Consider the following 17,237-nt stretch of genomic DNA (forward strand, 5'->3'; position numbering starts at 1 on the left):
TAAACTATTTCATTATTTATAAAAAGGAATCAAATGAGTACACAATCAACTAAAAAAGGGATCATGGTGTGCGGCCATGGTAGCCGAGATAAAGACGCTGAAGTCGAGTTTTCACTGGTCGCCGAAGGCTTAAAAAAACGTTTTCCTGAGATCCCCATTGAGTATGGCTTTTTAGAGTATTCTGCACCTAATATTCATATGGGATTAAATCGCTTAATTGAACAGGGTGTTGAGCATATTTATGCGGTGCCAGGTATGTTGTTTGCCGCAACGCATGCTAAAAATGATATTCCCTCAGTGTTGACTACTTATGAAGAAAAAAATGAAGGCTTAACGGTGACTTATGGGAAAGAGCTAGGCTTGCAAGATCCCATGATTGATGCTTTTCAGGCGCGTATTTATGAGTCTTTAGGGCTCAATGCGGATAACCCTCCAGCAGATTTGTACGACACCATGTTAGTGGTGGTGGGGCGCGGAACCTCAGATACAGAAGCCAATGCGGAAGTCGCTAAATTAACTCGTATTGTGAGTGAAAATATGGGCTTTGGATGGGCTGACACCGTGTATTCAGGAGTGACTTATCCATCGGTTGGTGTGGGCTTAGAACAATTGTTGAAGCTAGGATATAAACGTATTGTGGTTGCACCTTATTTTCTGTTTACTGGTCGATTAATTAAACGAATTACCGGGTACATCAATAAAGTAGCAGGTGAAAATCCAGATGTTGAGTTTATTAATACGCCATATTTACGCGACCATAAAAAAGTGATTGATGCTTTTGAAGTACGTGTACGTAATATCATGGATGATAAGGTCGTTGATGAAGACTTAATGACGACCTTCAAACGACGATTAGCAGCAGGGGAGGTGGATGTGCACCATCACCATGCTGAATATAAAGATCCGGAGACGCATGATCATCAACACCATCCTGCTCATCATCATGGCCATTCACACAGCCACGCGCATGACCACTCGCACAGTCATCAACATGAACATGCTCATACAGAGCCACATAGCCATGGGGTTTATAAGCATATTACACACCCACTTGGCCCACGAACGATGATTGGGGAAGGAATTTGCCATTGCTTTATGAGCCAGTTCCCTCAGTCCTTGCTCGATGAAGAAAGTGAGCGTATTGAAAATGGCGTTCAAGGTCAGCCGCTAGCACATAGGTAATAAGATGTGAAGCTCCGGAGGGCGGTACTTGGTTACGGGTGTCGCCTATCTAGTTGTATTCAGTTTCTCACATTGAAATCGAGCCCACTACTGAATGCTAGAACTGAAAAACATTCGGATAGCTCACCATTTTCTTTAAATCTTTAGATTTTAAAAAATGTAGTCAGTGGTCTCACACTAAATTCTTCCGCAAAAGCTCTTATTGAAATAAACTTGCATCTTAATGAAATGAATAAGTATTAGAGGAAAAAATGTCCGCAAATAAAACCTTGAGTCTTGAGTTGATTGAGAGTGGTCGCGATATTCCGTTGAGTGAATTGATATTTGCAAAGCGTGTGCTTGATAACTATACGGCCATTGCGTGCGAAAGTAGCCCTAAAGAATTACTAGTTGAAATACGAGAAGCGGCTCAGGGTGTTGAGTATTTTAAATCTCAAGAGAGCACTTGCGATGCGCGCAATTATATCAGTGGTTTGTTTTTGAAGATTAGTGATGTTGATTCGTTTGAAGAATATAAATCGGTAGCAGCGGCACCACGCCAAGTGCTTTCAGAAATCATTGATGACAGAGCAGCACTCCTTAAACATGAGAGAGAGCTGCTGCTCGCCTCGGGGTACAATGTTTGATACCAGAGATTAAGGATTGGCAGTAGTGCTCATTAGATGGTTTGTATCCGTTTGTGTAGTTCGATGCCATTCTCGATCTTGGGCTTAAACAATGAGAGAAAGAGAGTTGGTTGGCCTATCTCTATCCGAGTCAGAGAGGCAATTATGGGCTCCGATTCAGAACAAGTTGTGCTGCTTCTAACTTAAATTCTGGGTTAAATAGTTGTCTTGTACGTTTTTTCATAGTGTCGCCTATTAATTTATAAGGTGATGATATGACCTCTAACGAAGTGACCAAATTTAACGTACTACTACAGGTGTCCAAATGGTGGTTATAACGGTGTCCATGTTTGAATTTGGTGTCTTTCAAAACCTGAACTATCGCACACTATCTGTAGTCATGCTTTAGAAGATCTCGTTTCGATGAGAAGTCACAACTCTGTTGAAAAAACAGCAGATCTTTTTACAAAAATTTAGTGGAAAAATGTCTGACTCTGTTCACTCTGATAGGCCATCAAAAAAATGCCAAAAGCGTTGGTCTAAAATTAATAGAAACAGAAGTGTTGATTTTTTAAACCCAAACGTTGGCGCTCCATTTATGCAGTGTGAACAATAGGTTGCGATCGATGTTCCACAAAAATTAATAATTTCAAAAGATGCCGATAATACTATTTTAGTATCTTATAATATTCCCGAATGTATCAAGCAAAGACACAATATACAAGGCTGTGACAAGCTAACTAAAAAGTCGTGAATATTTTAAAAAGACTGACAAATCTCGCCGCTAAATAGGCGAATATATATAAAATATTATAGTTGCTTAATTATTTTAAGTGAGATATAACTTATAACACTTAGTTTATTTAATAACTAAATTAAGTACGAATTATCAGCGACGCAGCTGAATAAATAAGAAATTTTTTATAGATTTCTGCTTTATTCAGCTGCGTTTTTTTTTGCTTTAAATTTACGGTTCTGCCGAAAAAGGGAAATAAGTAATGAAAAAAAATATAGTCAAAAGGGCATTTTTATGTAGCGCAATCTTAGGAATGAATTCAGCTTTTGCTGAAATTAAAGTCAGTGCTATTTATGATATTACAGGAAGCTTTAGTATCTTTGGTGTCATGCAAAGCAATGCTGTTAAATTAGCTATTGATGACATTAACGCAGAAGGAGGGTTACTGGGTGAAAAGCTGAAATTGATTACTTATGATACACAATCAGAGCTAAGTAAATATACTCAATATGCTAATACAACCGTGTTAAAGGATAGACCAGTTGCAGTGTTCGGAGGCATGACAAGTTCGTCTCGTGAAGCTATTCGCCCAATTTTTAGAAAAGCTGATGTTCCTTACTTCTATAGTACGCTTTATGAAGGTGGAGCATGTGACAAACAAACATTTGTAGTAAGTCCTTCTGCTTCCCAGCAAATAAAACCGTTGGTTGAATGGGCAATAAAAGAATACGGGCCAAAAATGTATATTATGGCACCCGATTATAACTACGGCACTATCTCAGCACTTTGGTACCACGAGTACGCAAAACAGTTTGGGGGTGAAGTTGTCGGAGAAGAATTCCTTGCTCTGACTGTGACAGACTATGCTCCTACTATTCAAAAAATTCAAAAAGCAAAACCTGATTTCGTTGTTGCTATTCCAGTCGGTCCTAATCAAGTGGGATTCTTAGAGCAATTTTCTTCTGCAGGCTTAAAAGAAAATATTCCTGTTGTTTCTTCAAACTACAGTACTGCAAATGAGCAAGTATTACTAACACCTAAAGCGAGTGAAGGAATCGTTTCAAGTCATGTCTACTTTTCAAGTTTAGATAACCCAGAAAATAAGGCCTTCCTAGATAAATGGAGCAAAGCTTATGGTGAAGGACAAACTATTTCGCCAGAAGCGGTGACAGCATGGAATGCAGTGCACTTATGGGCTAAGGCGATAGAAAAATCAGGTTCTTTCAAATCTAAGCCTGTTTATGCCGCTATGGAAAGTGGCGATATTAACTTCAAAGGCCCCAATGGCTTTGTCAGCGTTGAACCAGGATCTCATCATGTAAAACAAAATACTTACATTGCGGTTGGTGATGATAACTATGGTTTCGACATTATAAAAACATTTGATGCAATTGCACCTAGTTATGAAAACGAAACGTGTGACCTTATCAGCAACCCTAAATTAGTAGGGCATTTCACTCCAGAAGCTTAGTGTTTACTGATCACTCTACCAATTACTCTAACAAGCAAACTAGATTAGTTAATTAGTGTAATCAGTATTGTATACACTCTCATAAGAGAGTGTATTTCTTCACTTTTTGAGAGAAAAGTTATGGAATTCGACTATCTAATGACAGTGTTACTGTCATCATTATCCAGCGCTTCAATTTTGCTGATAGCTGCAATGGGTTTAGCGGTTGTATTTGGACTCATGGGAGTCATTAATCTTGCCCATAGTGAGTTTTTAATGATTGGGGCTTATACCGCCTTAACGCTAACAAAATTGGGTGTACCTTATCTACTATCAATACCTTTAGCTGTTGCTTTTACCATGTTAATGGGAGCAATTGTAGAAGTGCTTATTATTAGACGCCTTTATGGCAGATTATTTGACACCATGCTAGCGACTTGGGGCTTAAGTATGTTTTTCATGCAACTAGTGGTTGTGTTGTTTGGAACAAGTACAGCAAGCGTTGCCACTATCCCATCTTTCAGCATTAATATCGGAGAATATAGCTTAGATGGCTACCGATTATTGATGATAGTCATCGCAGCTTTAATGTTTTTATTTGTATATACCTTAATGACTAAAACGGTATATGGAATGAAAGCTCGTGCCTCAATACAACAGCCCCAAATGGCTCAAGCCATAGGGATTGACTCACATAAAGTGAATACACTGACTTTTGCTATCGGATGTGGTTTGGCTGGTTTTGCTGGCGCAATATTATTACCTCTCGTCCCTGCTACTCCAACAATGGGATTAGCGTTCGCCGTTAAATCTTTCTTAGCCGTTGTTGTTGCTGGACCAGTTGCATTAACTGGAACTGTGTTAACTGCTCTAGGGCTAGGTGGAGGTGCTTCTATCACTGCAAGCTTTTTATCCTCAGTGATAGGTGAAGTTTTCTTCTTTCTCATCACAGCATTATTGCTTTGGTTATACCCGTTTGGAGTTTCAGTTAAATGGCGCAGAAAGCTGTAGGTATCAATATGACTTTATCAGAAAAAATTTATCAATCAGCAGGGATCACTTTACCTGCTATTTCAATCTTATTCGCATTGATAGCAGCTTATTATATCGATCCTTATCTTGCTTTTGTTTCAACTTCATGGGTTATTTTTGGTTTACTGGGAATGAGTTTGGACATCGTATGGGGCAGAGGTGGCTTATTAAGCCTAGGTCAAACAGCATTCTATGGAATGGGTGGATACTTTGGCAGTATTGTAGCAATCAATTTCTCGGCGACCACAGGTAACTCAATCATATGGGCATTACCTGCTGGCGCTCTTTTTGGGGCAATTCTGGCCGTCATATTAGGATATATTATTTTTTATGCCCGCATGGGGGCATTACAAAGCACGATTTTAACTTACACATTTACATTATTACTTTGGTCGGTTGCGCAGCCATTCAAGCTCAAAGTAGGTGAAGCATCTATTGTTGGTGATAGTGGTTTATCTAATATTCCTGGCATTATCATTAGTTTTGGCGAAGAGGCTGAACCTTTGGCTCCTAACCAAGCGTTAATGGCCGTTATTATCATCGCTTCAATACTTTACTTTGTGACTCGTCGTTTAATGAGTAGCCATTTTGGTCGAATTATTGACTGCATTCGCATAGACCAGGAGAAAGCTGCGCTACTTGGTTACGACGTGCGAAAGTATCAACTGCTTAATTTTACTTATGCAGGGGCAATTGCAGGTTTAGCTGGAACCCTATATGCACTCTGGTCAAACTTTTTAAGTCCATCAATATTTTCTATCCAAGAAGCTTTTTTACCGCCTATTTATGTATTGGTCGGTGGCTTGGGCACATTGGTTGGGCCTTTTGTGGGAGCTTTGACTATTGGTATTTTATCCTTTGTTTTAGGTGGTACTGCTGGAGGCCAAACTACCTTGATCTTAGGAGCAACATTGATTCTCCTCGTATTATTCTTAAAGAATGGCATCTTAGGGAGTTTAGATCTTTTATGGAAAAGGTTCCTTCCTGATCCCAATGCGGCGGCGCGTAATACCAACCCAGTAAAAATTGATGGTGATACCTTAAAAGAAATCCTAAAAGAAGCCGAACAACAAGCTGGCCCAGCCAAAAGCTTATCCACAAATGATTTATTTAAAAAGTTTGGTGGAGTGATTCCAGTCAATAAAGTAAATCGCTCGTTTATTCCAGGTAAACCTTACTCATTAATTGGGGCCAATGGCGCAGGTAAGAGTTCATTTCTAAAAACCTGTGTTGGTATGTATAAACCTGAAAGTGGCTCTGTTCACCTAGGGGATCTTGATATAACTCATTCAGCTGTTTTTGAGCGAGTAGAAAATGGTATGGGAGTGAAAAACCAAAAACCTCAAATATTCGGTGATTTATCAGTACTGGATAATCTTTGGGTAGCTGCATATTCACGTACTAAGCAAAATCAACAAGCCTTAGGAGTCAGTCATAAAATATTGAATATGTTAGGACTCGAAGATCAATCTAATGTAGCTGCTTCTGCTCTCTCGCACGGTCAACAACAATGGTTAGATATCGGCATGGTACTTTGTTTAGCTCCTAGAGTTATTTTCTTAGATGAACCAGCAGCAGGCATGACCAAAGAAGAAACTCGAGAACTCTCTTCTTTAATTAAAATTTTAGCGTTACATACAACCGTTGTCATCGTCGAGCATGATATGGATTTTGTACGCACGTTGGAAGGAGAAGTAACAGTACTTCATCAAGGTAAAGTATTTGCTGAGGGTGACATTCAATCATTACGTAAAGACGAGAGAGTACTTGATGTTTATTTAGGGAGAAGAAAGCATGTTTAAAATCTTAAATGCAACAGGAGGGTACGGAAAAACAACCATTATCCGAGGTATCTCATTAGAAGTTAAACAGGGTGAGATCGTTGCACTATTAGGCAGAAACGGTGTGGGGAAATCAACCGTGATGCGATATGCGACTGGAACTATTCCCGCGATGGCTGGGCACGTAGAAATGGATGGTGTAAAAGCTGAAAAGTCCCCGACAAGCAGAGCTAAATTAGGCATTGGTTATGTCCCACAGGGGCGATATGTTTTTCCTCGTATGTCAGTGAGAGAGAATATAGCTGTTGCTGCTGCAGCCAATGGCCATATTGCTCATCAAATAGTTGAAAAACTTCTTGAAGATTTTCCGATTCTTGTTCCAAAAATAAACGACCTTGCTGGTGGGTTATCCGGTGGCCAACAACAAATCTTAGCCTTAGCTAGAGCCTTAGCAACAAAACCGAAAATCCTATTGCTAGATGAACCCACAGAGGGAGTTCAACCCTCTATTATTGATGAAATGTCAGGCATTCTAAAACGCATTAATAAAGAAGATAACATCTCAATACTGGTTGCTGAGCAAGATTTAGATTTTTGTTTATCCATTGCTAAACAAGCTTATGTGATGGACAAAGGGGAAATAAATAGAGTAATAAGCCGCGATGATTTACGTGAAAATAAAGCATTACAACAAGAGTTATTAGGAGTTTAAACATGGAAAAAAATAAACAATTTACACCATTAACAAAAGCGGAAGAGCAAGAAGTTCTGGAAATTTTAGATCGTATTAGATCGGGATTAGCTATCCCAGTTGAATCGCAATTTGAAGAGCCAGCACACCTATTAAACTCAGGAGCATTCAATGTTAAAAAATAATCGTACTCTAGAGCAGCAAAGCTTAGATTTAGCCTCTGGTAAAGAAACTGCTGTCTCTTTAACACTAAAAGCATTGGAGAAGGCGGAAGAGTTTAAACATTTAAACGCATATGTAGTACTTGATAAAGAGATATCCTTAGCGCAAGCAGAGGCATCTGATGCTCGTCGTACGACTGGGAAGTTGTTGAGTGCGTTAGATGGTATTCCTATTGCAATAAAGGACAACTATTTAACCAAGGACTACCCAACCACAGCCTGCTCTAATGCTAAGCCTCTTGAGCCAAGTGGCCAGGATGCAACGATTGTTGCGAATCTTCGTGAAGCGGGTGTGATCATTTTTGGCAAAACTAATATGGATGAATGGGCTTTTAGTCCGACTAATGTTAACTCCAATATAGGCCCGGTGCTTAATCCTCATAATACTGAACATGTTACAGGCGGAAGCAGTGGTGGCTCCGCTGCTGCTGTTGCTTCTGGTATTGTGGCAGCGGCATTAGGAAGTGATACTGGCGGGTCAATTCGAATGCCAGCTGCAGCTTGCGGTATTTATGGTTTCAAGCCAAGTTATGGGAGAGCGTCACGTCATGGTGTTTTACCATTAAGTTGGTCACTAGATGCGCCTGGACCGCTAGCAAGTTCTTTGCAGGATATTGAAATGTTATTGCCTTACTTTTTAGGCAATGACCCAAAAGATGTATCAACCTTTGCTTCAACGGATTTTAAAAAAGAACAGAGCAATAACACTCTTGAAATTGTTTACTTAACAGGAGATGGTTTAGAAAGTAGCGAAGAGGTCGATCAAACTGTTAAAAAATCCCTGATTGCATCATCAGCTCATGTAAAAGAAGCTGAATTATCTAATGTTGATAACTATTATGAGGCGTGGGAAGCCATCATATTTAGTGAAGCGGCTTCTTACCATCAACCATTACTACAAGCTAACGCTGATGGATTCTCTTCTAGCTTAAGAGTTAAATTAGAAGCAGGTTCTCGACTTACTGCCTTAGAAGTTTTACATGCTCAAAAACTACGTAGTCGGTTAATCAATACTTTAACCAACGAATTAGGGGAATGGGACATAATTGCAACGCCAACTTTACCCATCACTGCACCATCACAAAACGAAGAAGAGCAAGAGTTTGCTGGAAAAACAGTACATGCTCATAAAAGTATGTTGTGGTTTTGTGTATTAGGAAACATGACTGGTTTCCCTTGTGTGACGTTACCCGTTGGGTTTTCTGACAATGGCCTACCTATTGGTATCATGCTAATGGGTAAACCCAATGAAGACGAAAAGTTATTAGCGATGGCTATGCAGTTTGAACAGTCCATTATAAAGACATAGAAATAAACCATTTGTAGCGACTAAATAGAGTAATGCTTATGCCCAACAAAACACCACAAAATAATCATCAAGACTCAATAAAAATTGGCGTTCTTTTTTCTCAATCAGGCCCGATGGCAATCCCTGAAAAAGCACATCTAAGTGGGGTTTTATTAGCCTGTGAAGAGATTAATGAAAAAGGAGGAATTTCAGGGAAACTATTAAAGCCAATTATTTTAGATCCAGCAGGGGATGATTTGCTATACGCTAAAATGGCTACGGAATTATTAGTAAAATATCGAGTTAATGTAATTTTTGGCTGTTGTTTGTCATCTAGTAGAAAAGCAGTCTTACCTATTATAGAGCGCTTTAACGGTATTTTATTTTACCCTTCTGTTTATGAAGGGTTTGAATATTCCCCCAATGTTATTTATGGAGGAGGCGTACCAAACCAACTAGTATTGCCTCTTCTAAAATATATATTTGATCACTATGGGAAAAAAGTAGCATTAATAGGGTTAGATTACTTATACCCAAGAGAAATCAACCGAGTCGTTTCTGAATTTCTTGATGCTAGCGATGGAGAAGTTGTTATTGAAAAATATCTCAACTTCTCGACCGAAGAGGAAGACTTAAAAACTAGCTTAGAGCAACTACTAGCAACCAAGCCTAGTGTTATATTCTCGACAGTCGTCGGCTTAGATAGTATTCGTTTGTTCAGTGCTTATGCTGATTTAGAAGTTGATGGTATTAAACCTCCGATAGCCTCTTTAACTGCTGTTGAAACAAGTATTCAAGCCCTAGATAAAGGTAAACGAGACGGTTATATATCCGTTGCTCCTTATTTCTCGTCATTAAGTACCGATATCAACGCTCAGTTTAATAATAACTTTAAAAGTAAATTTGGCGAAAATGAAACACCTTGTGTTTTTAGTGAAGTTGCATACTCCCTTGTTAATATCTTTGCTAGTGCTTTATCTGATGCCGAGTATACCGATACGGAAAGTATTTTGGCTGCACTTTCAGGCGCTGTTTTCAAATCTCCAGGAGGAGACCTTTTTCTCGATTTAGATACCAATCATTTTACAATGAGGCCTTACGTTGCTAAATCTAATGCAGAAGGGCAATATGATATTTTATGGAGAGCACCATCTGCGATTAAACCTGATCCATATTTAGTCGCTTATGATCGAACAATCGATATTTAACGGAATATAATAAGGAATAAATGAACAGATGAGTACTTCTTCTAAAGATTATCAATTACTTCGACGTTTGCGACAGATGCGGATTTTAGTAATACATCCAGATGATTCAGATCGAAAGACGCTCATCGATCATATAAGAAGAATTGGTTGCCAAGTTAGCTATGTTTGGCCAGCACCTAAAGCGATAGAAAACAGTTGCGACGCAGTTATTTTTTCTATTGATAGTAACAATACAAAAAACTCAATTTCATGGATGGCAAGCAATGAAACAGCTGCTCGTATTGGCGTTATTGCTTACGAAACACCTGAAATTTTAACCGAGCTAGAATACTTTAACGTACATGGCGTTATTTCTAAGCCGATTCGAATATTTGGTCTATTAGCCGTATTAACCACCTCTATTGGCTTCTCAAAGCACGAAAAACGATTAAAAAAACGCATAAACTCTTTAGATGAAACCTTAAAAGGAAGACGGAAGGTTGAACAAGCAGTAGCGATACTTTCTAACTTAAAAGGTATCTCCGAAACTGACTCTTATAAACGTTTAAGAGAAAAGTCTATGAAAGATAAATGTTCAATAGCTACTATAGCAGAAGCTATTATTGCCTCGAGTGAAGTATAAAATAGAGAACTTAAATCTTTTATTATATAGCTTATATTAAAGATTGAATATTATATTAGTGGAAGCTTTGATAGAATAATCTATCAAGACATTTATATATATTTATTAAGAATAAATAATGCCTCCTCTTCATCAATAAGAAATTAATACCTTAAGCATAGATTTTTATAATTATTCGGATTATTAATATTCATGTTGTTCCCCTAAAACTATCAATTCCAAGTATTTAGTACTTTCCTCGATACCTCAGAGTCTTAGACATGACTTCGGCGGCTATTCATTAAATCTGGAGTAGCCGATTATTAAAATATAGTCGTATCCATCTAAATTTGCTCTATATCACACTTGTTAATGAACGTAACAACTATTAACAATTGTCGATCTTGCTCACTTTTCGAGAACATTTTTCAATATAACATAAATTGGAATTATTGGATGTTAAGATTTCGCATTGCGGAATCTTGTTAAAGAGCTCTGTTAATCAAATATCAAGCAGACCTTTCTAGCTATCGAAACAGGTAAACCGTGAGGAATATTATGGAGTTAGTCAAATAGCCCCCAGGGGAGTCTATTAACAGTAGAATCACTGACTAAACACTTTTTCAACTTTGTTGCTTTAGACTCAGCATCTTTTAGTGTTCACAAAGGGCGTTGCGTCGCTTTGTTAGGTGAAAATGGAGCGGGTAAATCAACACTGATCAAAACGTTAGCGGGAATAAATAAAAAAACCTCTGGGAAAATTATATTTCGAGGTACAGAAGTTGAAGATGCCGTGCAGTTAGCGTCATCAGATAAAACCCCAATTGCTTTTATCCATCAAGACTTAGGACTCATTGAATGGATGACTGTTGCTGAAAACATTGGCTTAACACTAGGGTTTCCCAAACGATTTGGCATCATAAGCTGGAAAGCTGCTGAAAAACGTGCCGTAGAGGTACTTCGCTTAGTTGGTCTAGATATAAACCCTAATGAACGGATATTTAATTTATCTGCAGCGGAAAAATCGCTACTGGGTATTGCACGCGCCTTGGCGACTGATGCAGAAGTGTTAGTACTAGATGAGCCGACAGCGTCGTTAGTGTCGAGTGATGTCGAACAAATGTTTCAAGTATTACGTTCTCTCAAAGAACGTGGCGTTGGTTTAATTTACGTTTCGCATAGACTTGATGAAATATACGACATTTGTGATGACGTTGTAGTCATGCGAGATGGACGCATTGTGGGTTCTGGTTTGGTCAAAGATCACGATTTAGATGCTGTTGTTACCATGATGGTAGGCTCTAAGACCCAGAAGAATTTTAGAACACCATTACAGAAGGATAACCCCGTACTTCTAGAAGTTAAGGATCTAGTTCTTGGAAGCCTCTCACCCTTTAATATGAGCCTTAGAAAAGGGGAGCTAGTTTCTCTTGTTGGCCTACGCAATGCTGGTCAAGAAGCGATTGGTCAGGCTCTTTTTGGTCGGTTAAACATAAAATCTGGACAAGTCTTTGTCGAAAATAAACAGGTTAATATTTCATCTCCTGCGACAAGCATTAAAAGTGGGTTTTCTATGGTTGCTGCCGATCGGGTAAAAGAAAGTATTTGTGCTTCGATGAGTGCGCTAGAGAACTTTAATCTGAATCCAACTAATTTGAGTCGTGGGGAACTTGCTCCATTACTCAATTCCGTTGAGCAACAAGACACCCTACGTGCCATGGATAAATACGGTGTCAGACCCAAAGATCCAAACATTGCTATTGGTTCTATGAGTGGCGGAAATCAACAGAAAATGATCTTGGCTCGCTGGTTCAGTTTGAATAAACCGATTTTAATTCTAGATAACCCAACTGCTGGCGTGGATATCGGCGCGCGTGCTGATATCTATCGAATTATGCAGGCGGCTATTTCTCAAGGTATGTCTGTCATCGTCATTTCGACTGATTTTGAAGAAGTTGTGAATATTTCAAACAGAGCGTTGGTTTTTAACCGCGGCAAAGTAACTAAAGAGTTATTTGAAGATGAAATATCCGTATCAAATTTGCTGAAGTATGCATCAGGTTCTAAATAGGAGTAAGAAATGTCAGCATCAAATATTAAATCGACAGCATTAGAAGCTGAAATAACCCGTTCACAGGGGATGGGCAATTTTATTACTCAAGTGGCAATGCGTTACGGGTTATTACTATTAACCATCGCATTAATTTTGCTCTTTGGTTTTACGACCGATACCTTCTTTTCTATGTTGACGCTACAAGCGCTTTTAAGTGAAAAAAGTGTCGTAGCAATATTAGCATTGGCGGCGATGGTCACCATGATCACCGGTAAAATGAATTTAAACGTTGGCTTCGCGGTGACGTTTTGGCACGTGTTTGCCATAACGCTCCAACAACGTTATGGCTTCTCATGGCAAGAAGCGGCCATCATCGTTGTATTGTGTGGTTGCCTTTATGGTGCATTTAATGGAGCACTTGTCGCATTTGCCGATATTGATTCGTTCGTTGCAACCCTCGGAACCGGCACGGTAATTTACTCAATCTCACTATGGCATACCGGAGGGCGTCAAATAGTTGGGGCACTTCCTGAAAGCTTTTACATGCTTAGTGGTTTCGAGTTGCTAGGCCTGCCTATCGTCGTTTTTTATCTCGCTATTATCACTGTTGTGCTGTGGCTTGTAAGCGAATACACCACTTTAGGACGTAAGTTATACGCTGTTGGAGCCAATCCAGTAACAGCATCGTTGAATGGTATTAATACTAAAGCCTGCTACGTCGGTTCATATGTCGTATCCGACGGACTTATTGCCTTTGCAAGTGTTCTTCTTGCATCACACATCAGTATTGGTTCTTCTTCTGTAGGGCAAGATTATTTGCTGCCTGCATTAGTTGGCGCATTTTTAGGCTCAACCACATTTAGAGCAGGGCGTGTCAATGTGTGGGGCACAATAATAGGCGTTTCATTGGTGAGTGTTGGCATTTCCGGGCTGCAGCAGTTAGGGACTCCATTCTTTGTTGAGCCACTATTCAATGGCGCAATTTTATTGATCTCCATAACCTTGGCTGGTTTTAGCCAAAAACGTAAGCAAACGGCAACAAAAAACAACATAAAGGTGAAAAAATGAAGACGAAAATGAAATTAATATTTCTATTAGTAAGTGCAAGCTTTACTGGACAAGCTTTAGCAGACGAAGCATCTGATTATGTGCAGTACGCAAAAGAGGTAGTAGCTAAAGCGTCTTCAGATTCTGAAACGGCTTTCACTTTACCTAAAGGAGCAAAAGCCGTTAAGGATAAAACAATTATTTTTATCGCATCAGATTTGAAAAATAGTGGTGTTTTGGGTGTTGCTGATGGTTATGAAGAAGCCGCTGAAGCTATCGGCTGGAACATTCGAGTGTTAGATGGGGCAGGCAGTGTTCCATCGCAATCTTCAGCTTTTAAGCAAGCCTTAGCACTTCAGCCTGATGGTATTGTACTTGGTGGTTTTACACCCAACACCATGGTGCATACATTGAAAAAAGCAAATGAACTTGGGATTAAACTCATTAGTTGGCATGCCACACCTGAACCAGGGCCAATGGACGAGTATTTTATCGCTACAAATATCACTAGCTCGGCAGATGATGTTGCGAAAGTTTCAGCGATGTATGCCATTGCTAAGTCAGAAGGTAAAGCAAATGTCGTTATCTTAACCGATGGCTTATATAGCATTGCAGTTCATAAAGCGGATGTTATGAAAGGGTACATTGAAAAATGTGCAGGCTGTTCAGTATTAAGTTACGAGGATACACCACTCGCAAATACTTCGGCACGTATTCCACAACTAACGTCATCTTTAGTGCAAAAACATGGTGATAAATACAACTATACACTCGCGATTAACGATCTTTATTTTGATTATATGGGACCAGCACTGCGCTCTTTAGGTCGTAAAGATGGTGATGGGCCTTATAACATTTCTGCGGGTGATGGTAGTCAATCTGCTTTCGAACGTATCCGTAACGGCAGTTTCCAAAGTGCAACAGTGGCTGAGCCATTAAATTTGCACGGCTGGCAAATCATCGATGAATTTAACCGCTTATTTAATGATTTGCCTGTGAGCGGATATGTTACTCCTGCTCACTTGGTAACAGCAGAGAATATTGATGAAGCGGGTGGAGATCGCAATATGTATGATCCAGAAAATGGCTACCGTGAATATTACAAAGCATCTTGGCAAGTTAAGTAAAATTTAGGGAGATACAATGTCATTCAAGTCTGCACTCGACTCTGAACTATCAGTAATAAGCAGTGGACATTGTTGGTGTGAGGGTGTGGCTTGGATGCCACACTCCTCTAAGCTGATTTTTTCCGATGTAAAACGTAATTGTCTTTATTACTATGATGAAAGCACCCAAGAAACGGTGTTGGTTACGGACCAATCCAACTTTTCTAACGGTAATGCTACGTTATGCAATGGTAATGTTGTTTCTTGTGAGCATGGTCGGCGTTGTCTTTCGATACGCAAGAGTGATGACCTCGCAACTGCAACAGTACTTATCGACCGATTTGACGGGAAGCGCCTGAATTCTCCTAATGATGTGATCGAGAGAAAATCCGATGGAACGATTTGGTTTACCGATCCGCCGTACGGGATTATTAGTGATGATGAAGGGTTTAAATCTGAAAGTCAGATCATCGGCTGTTATGTGTATTGTTATGATCCCGTTACCCAGGTATTAACGATTGCAACAACGGATATTCAAAGGCCAAACGGGTTAGTATTTTCACCCGATGAATCTATATTGTATGTCGCTGATATGTCGATTGTTGATTTTCCTACTTGTGGGAATAAGCATATTAAAGCTTTTGATGTGTCGGGAAATAAATTGAGCAATGGTCGATTTATATATGAAGTCCAAAATGGTATTCCAGATGGTATGACAGTGGATAGGTTCGGACAGATTTATTCTAGTTCAGCGGAGGGTATTTTAGTTATAAATCCAACCACTGGGCATCTTATTGGTCAAATTGATGTGCCTGAAATGGTATCGAATTGCACGTTTAATGAAGATGAAACTCGGTTATACATTACGGCATCAACTTCTGTTTATGCAATTGAGATTAATACTCAATTGATATCAAAACTATCAACACAGAGCCATAAAGATTAGAGTCTTAATGCTGAGCTTTATTGGTTCACAAACGTAAATTTAACGTTGCTCATCTTTCACTAATCATGCGCCCGTTAGTATATGGGGCGCATATTATTCAATTTCTACACAGTTTTTCATGTAATTTAGTTTCAAAATTTGAGTTGATTAAGTTGCTATCTTTGCTAATTATGTAGTTAAATTACCAAATAAATTGACGCATATCTCATTTTTGTTATAGTTGTGACCTGAATCATATAAATGTGAAGGGTTACAATGAATACATCAGAACAAATTCCAGATTCTATTGAAGTACTTGAAAATAAGGTTTCACCTGTACTTGAACTCGCGATATTTTTATTAAAAATGACCGTAATACTTAGTGCTACTGCATTCTTAGTTGCATCGGCTTGGTTTTAATTACTCCCAGTTTTTACCTTGCTAGGTAGAAATGAGGCAGGCTAATGTTTACATATACCTTAAAATAGCTCCTGTTCTATTTTTGTTGTGATTTTTTTAATTTCAGTTGCGATGGTCTGATAGCCTAAATCTTTCATTTTGGGAGTAAGTGCTGAAACACTCACTGCGTAAATAGGGGTACCATTTTTGTCACAAATGGGAACGGCGACGCAGGAAATACCCGCTTCATTCTCTTCATCATCTAACGCAAAACCGTTTATTTTAATGCTGTCTAAGACATCAAAAAACTGTTTTTTGTCTAAAATAGTATTGGCGGTTAACTGTTTCATCACATTAGAGTTTCTTTGCCAATATGACTCTCTTAGGTTTTCATCAATAAAGGCCAGTGAACATTTGCCTGCGGCAGAGCAATACTTTGGTGAATACATCCCCACATAAGTCCTTGTTCTAAATGCGGCGTTTTGTGGTTCAAGTTTATCTTTAAAAACAATTTTATCTCCTTCAAAAGAAAGGAAATTTACCGTTTCATTTAATGTTTCTAATAGTGTGGAGAGATAAGGTTTTACGATACCAATAACATCTGAATTCATCGCAGCCTGCCCCAGGTGCATTAATTTCATTGTTAAACGGTATTCTTTATTTGAGGATAGCTGAGTGACATAACCATTCATTTCAAAGGTTGCTAAAATCCGGTGGACCGATGATTTGGTCATTCCAGTCGCATCCGAAATTTTTTGTAAGGAAATCCCATTCGGAAACTGACCTAAAAACTCTAATACTGTCAGTGCTTTTGCCAATGATTTAATATGTTCACTCATGAAAGTCGTTACCAATGTTTAGCTATTTTGCTGTGAGAAGGTTGTGCCATCTGATTGTCTTCGCGACTCGTTA

General features: G+C 39.0%; 16 protein-coding genes. 15 read left to right on the forward strand and 1 reads right to left on the reverse strand.

Annotation, left to right across the window (positions count from 1 at the left end):
- Positions 1–33 precede the first annotated feature (33 nt).
- The 15 genes from ACWU4D_RS10675 to ACWU4D_RS10745 all read left to right on the forward strand — a co-directional run bounded on the left by ACWU4D_RS10675 (position 34) and on the right by ACWU4D_RS10745 (position 16,346).
- Complete coding sequence (locus ACWU4D_RS10675) at positions 34–1,182, forward strand: sirohydrochlorin chelatase (protein WP_456051408.1); 1,149 nt, start codon at positions 34–36, stop codon at positions 1,180–1,182.
- A 251-nt stretch (positions 1,183–1,433) separates the two neighbouring features.
- A complete protein-coding gene (locus ACWU4D_RS10680) occupies positions 1,434–1,808 on the forward strand; it encodes a hypothetical protein (RefSeq protein WP_456051409.1) in 375 nt (124 codons plus the stop codon).
- A 977-nt stretch (positions 1,809–2,785) separates the two neighbouring features.
- Positions 2,786–3,994: an urea ABC transporter substrate-binding protein gene (locus tag ACWU4D_RS10685; protein WP_456051410.1), complete on the forward strand. Its 1,209-nt coding sequence runs from the start codon at positions 2,786–2,788 to the stop codon at positions 3,992–3,994.
- A gap of 120 nt (positions 3,995–4,114) precedes the next feature.
- On the forward strand, positions 4,115–4,984 hold the full coding sequence (locus ACWU4D_RS10690; RefSeq protein WP_456051411.1) for a branched-chain amino acid ABC transporter permease: 870 nt from the start codon (positions 4,115–4,117) through the stop codon (positions 4,982–4,984).
- Complete coding sequence (locus ACWU4D_RS10695) at positions 4,966–6,807, forward strand: ABC transporter permease subunit (RefSeq protein WP_456051412.1); 1,842 nt, start codon at positions 4,966–4,968, stop codon at positions 6,805–6,807. Before ACWU4D_RS10690 ends, ACWU4D_RS10695 begins: the two co-directional genes overlap by 19 nt.
- Positions 6,800–7,498 carry an ABC transporter ATP-binding protein gene (locus ACWU4D_RS10700; protein ID WP_456051413.1) on the forward strand — a complete coding sequence of 233 codons (699 nt, stop codon included), beginning with the start codon at positions 6,800–6,802 and terminating at the stop codon, positions 7,496–7,498. Before ACWU4D_RS10695 ends, ACWU4D_RS10700 begins: the two co-directional genes overlap by 8 nt.
- Before the next feature lie 2 nt (positions 7,499–7,500).
- Positions 7,501–7,662: a hypothetical protein gene (locus tag ACWU4D_RS10705; protein ID WP_456051414.1), complete on the forward strand. Its 162-nt coding sequence runs from the start codon at positions 7,501–7,503 to the stop codon at positions 7,660–7,662.
- Positions 7,649–9,007, forward strand: coding sequence for an amidase (locus tag ACWU4D_RS10710; RefSeq protein WP_456051415.1), 1,359 nt, complete (start codon positions 7,649–7,651; stop codon positions 9,005–9,007). The genes ACWU4D_RS10705 and ACWU4D_RS10710 overlap by 14 nt, the downstream gene beginning before the upstream one ends.
- Before the next feature lie 38 nt (positions 9,008–9,045).
- Complete coding sequence (locus tag ACWU4D_RS10715; protein ID WP_456051416.1) at positions 9,046–10,194, forward strand: transporter substrate-binding domain-containing protein; 1,149 nt, start codon at positions 9,046–9,048, stop codon at positions 10,192–10,194.
- A 28-nt stretch (positions 10,195–10,222) separates the two neighbouring features.
- Positions 10,223–10,816, forward strand: a complete 594-nt coding sequence (locus ACWU4D_RS10720; RefSeq protein ID WP_456051417.1) for an ANTAR domain-containing response regulator — start codon at positions 10,223–10,225, stop codon at positions 10,814–10,816.
- 586 nt (positions 10,817–11,402) lie between these two features.
- Positions 11,403–12,866: a sugar ABC transporter ATP-binding protein gene (locus ACWU4D_RS10725; RefSeq protein ID WP_456051537.1), complete on the forward strand. Its 1,464-nt coding sequence runs from the start codon at positions 11,403–11,405 to the stop codon at positions 12,864–12,866.
- A gap of 9 nt (positions 12,867–12,875) precedes the next feature.
- Positions 12,876–13,916 carry an ABC transporter permease gene (locus ACWU4D_RS10730; RefSeq protein WP_456051418.1) on the forward strand — a complete coding sequence of 347 codons (1,041 nt, stop codon included), beginning with the start codon at positions 12,876–12,878 and terminating at the stop codon, positions 13,914–13,916.
- Positions 13,913–15,022 (forward strand): substrate-binding domain-containing protein, encoded by a 1,110-nt coding sequence (locus ACWU4D_RS10735; RefSeq protein WP_456051419.1) that lies wholly within the window; start codon positions 13,913–13,915, stop codon positions 15,020–15,022. The genes ACWU4D_RS10730 and ACWU4D_RS10735 overlap by 4 nt, the downstream gene beginning before the upstream one ends.
- Positions 15,023–15,038: 16 nt before the next feature.
- Positions 15,039–15,947, forward strand: coding sequence for an SMP-30/gluconolactonase/LRE family protein (locus tag ACWU4D_RS10740; protein WP_456051420.1), 909 nt, complete (start codon positions 15,039–15,041; stop codon positions 15,945–15,947).
- A 255-nt stretch (positions 15,948–16,202) separates the two neighbouring features.
- Positions 16,203–16,346 carry a hypothetical protein gene (locus ACWU4D_RS10745; RefSeq protein WP_456051421.1) on the forward strand — a complete coding sequence of 48 codons (144 nt, stop codon included), beginning with the start codon at positions 16,203–16,205 and terminating at the stop codon, positions 16,344–16,346.
- Positions 16,347–16,405: 59 nt separating this feature from the next.
- Here the strand turns inward: ACWU4D_RS10745 and ACWU4D_RS10750 are convergent, their stop codons facing one another.
- Positions 16,406–17,164 carry an IclR family transcriptional regulator gene (locus ACWU4D_RS10750; RefSeq protein ID WP_456051422.1) on the reverse strand — a complete coding sequence of 253 codons (759 nt, stop codon included), beginning with the start codon at positions 17,162–17,164 and terminating at the stop codon, positions 16,406–16,408.
- Positions 17,165–17,237 lie beyond the last annotated feature (73 nt).

It is taken from the genome of Vibrio phycocola (assembly GCF_053850235.1).

Bases quoted from the DNA above. Each gene is read 5' to 3' on its own strand.
- ACWU4D_RS10745 (WP_456051421.1), top strand. From the start codon at position 16,203: ATGAATACATCAGAACAAATTCCAGATTCTATTGAAGTACTTGAAAAT.
- ACWU4D_RS10675 (WP_456051408.1), top strand. From the start codon at position 34: ATGAGTACACAATCAACTAAAAAAGGGATCATGGTGTGCGGCCATGGT.
- ACWU4D_RS10720 (WP_456051417.1), top strand. From the start codon at position 10,223: ATGAGTACTTCTTCTAAAGATTATCAATTACTTCGACGTTTGCGACAG.
- ACWU4D_RS10685 (WP_456051410.1), top strand. From the start codon at position 2,786: ATGAAAAAAAATATAGTCAAAAGGGCATTTTTATGTAGCGCAATCTTA.
- ACWU4D_RS10705 (WP_456051414.1), top strand. From the start codon at position 7,501: ATGGAAAAAAATAAACAATTTACACCATTAACAAAAGCGGAAGAGCAA.
- ACWU4D_RS10710 (WP_456051415.1), top strand. From the start codon at position 7,649: ATGTTAAAAAATAATCGTACTCTAGAGCAGCAAAGCTTAGATTTAGCC.
- ACWU4D_RS10735 (WP_456051419.1), top strand. From the start codon at position 13,913: ATGAAGACGAAAATGAAATTAATATTTCTATTAGTAAGTGCAAGCTTT.
- ACWU4D_RS10700 (WP_456051413.1), top strand. From the start codon at position 6,800: ATGTTTAAAATCTTAAATGCAACAGGAGGGTACGGAAAAACAACCATT.
- ACWU4D_RS10740 (WP_456051420.1), top strand. From the start codon at position 15,039: ATGTCATTCAAGTCTGCACTCGACTCTGAACTATCAGTAATAAGCAGT.
- ACWU4D_RS10750 (WP_456051422.1), bottom strand. From the start codon at position 17,164: ATGAGTGAACATATTAAATCATTGGCAAAAGCACTGACAGTATTAGAG.
- ACWU4D_RS10730 (WP_456051418.1), top strand. From the start codon at position 12,876: ATGTCAGCATCAAATATTAAATCGACAGCATTAGAAGCTGAAATAACC.
- ACWU4D_RS10680 (WP_456051409.1), top strand. From the start codon at position 1,434: ATGTCCGCAAATAAAACCTTGAGTCTTGAGTTGATTGAGAGTGGTCGC.
- ACWU4D_RS10690 (WP_456051411.1), top strand. From the start codon at position 4,115: ATGGAATTCGACTATCTAATGACAGTGTTACTGTCATCATTATCCAGC.
- ACWU4D_RS10695 (WP_456051412.1), top strand. From the start codon at position 4,966: ATGGCGCAGAAAGCTGTAGGTATCAATATGACTTTATCAGAAAAAATT.
- ACWU4D_RS10715 (WP_456051416.1), top strand. From the start codon at position 9,046: ATGCCCAACAAAACACCACAAAATAATCATCAAGACTCAATAAAAATT.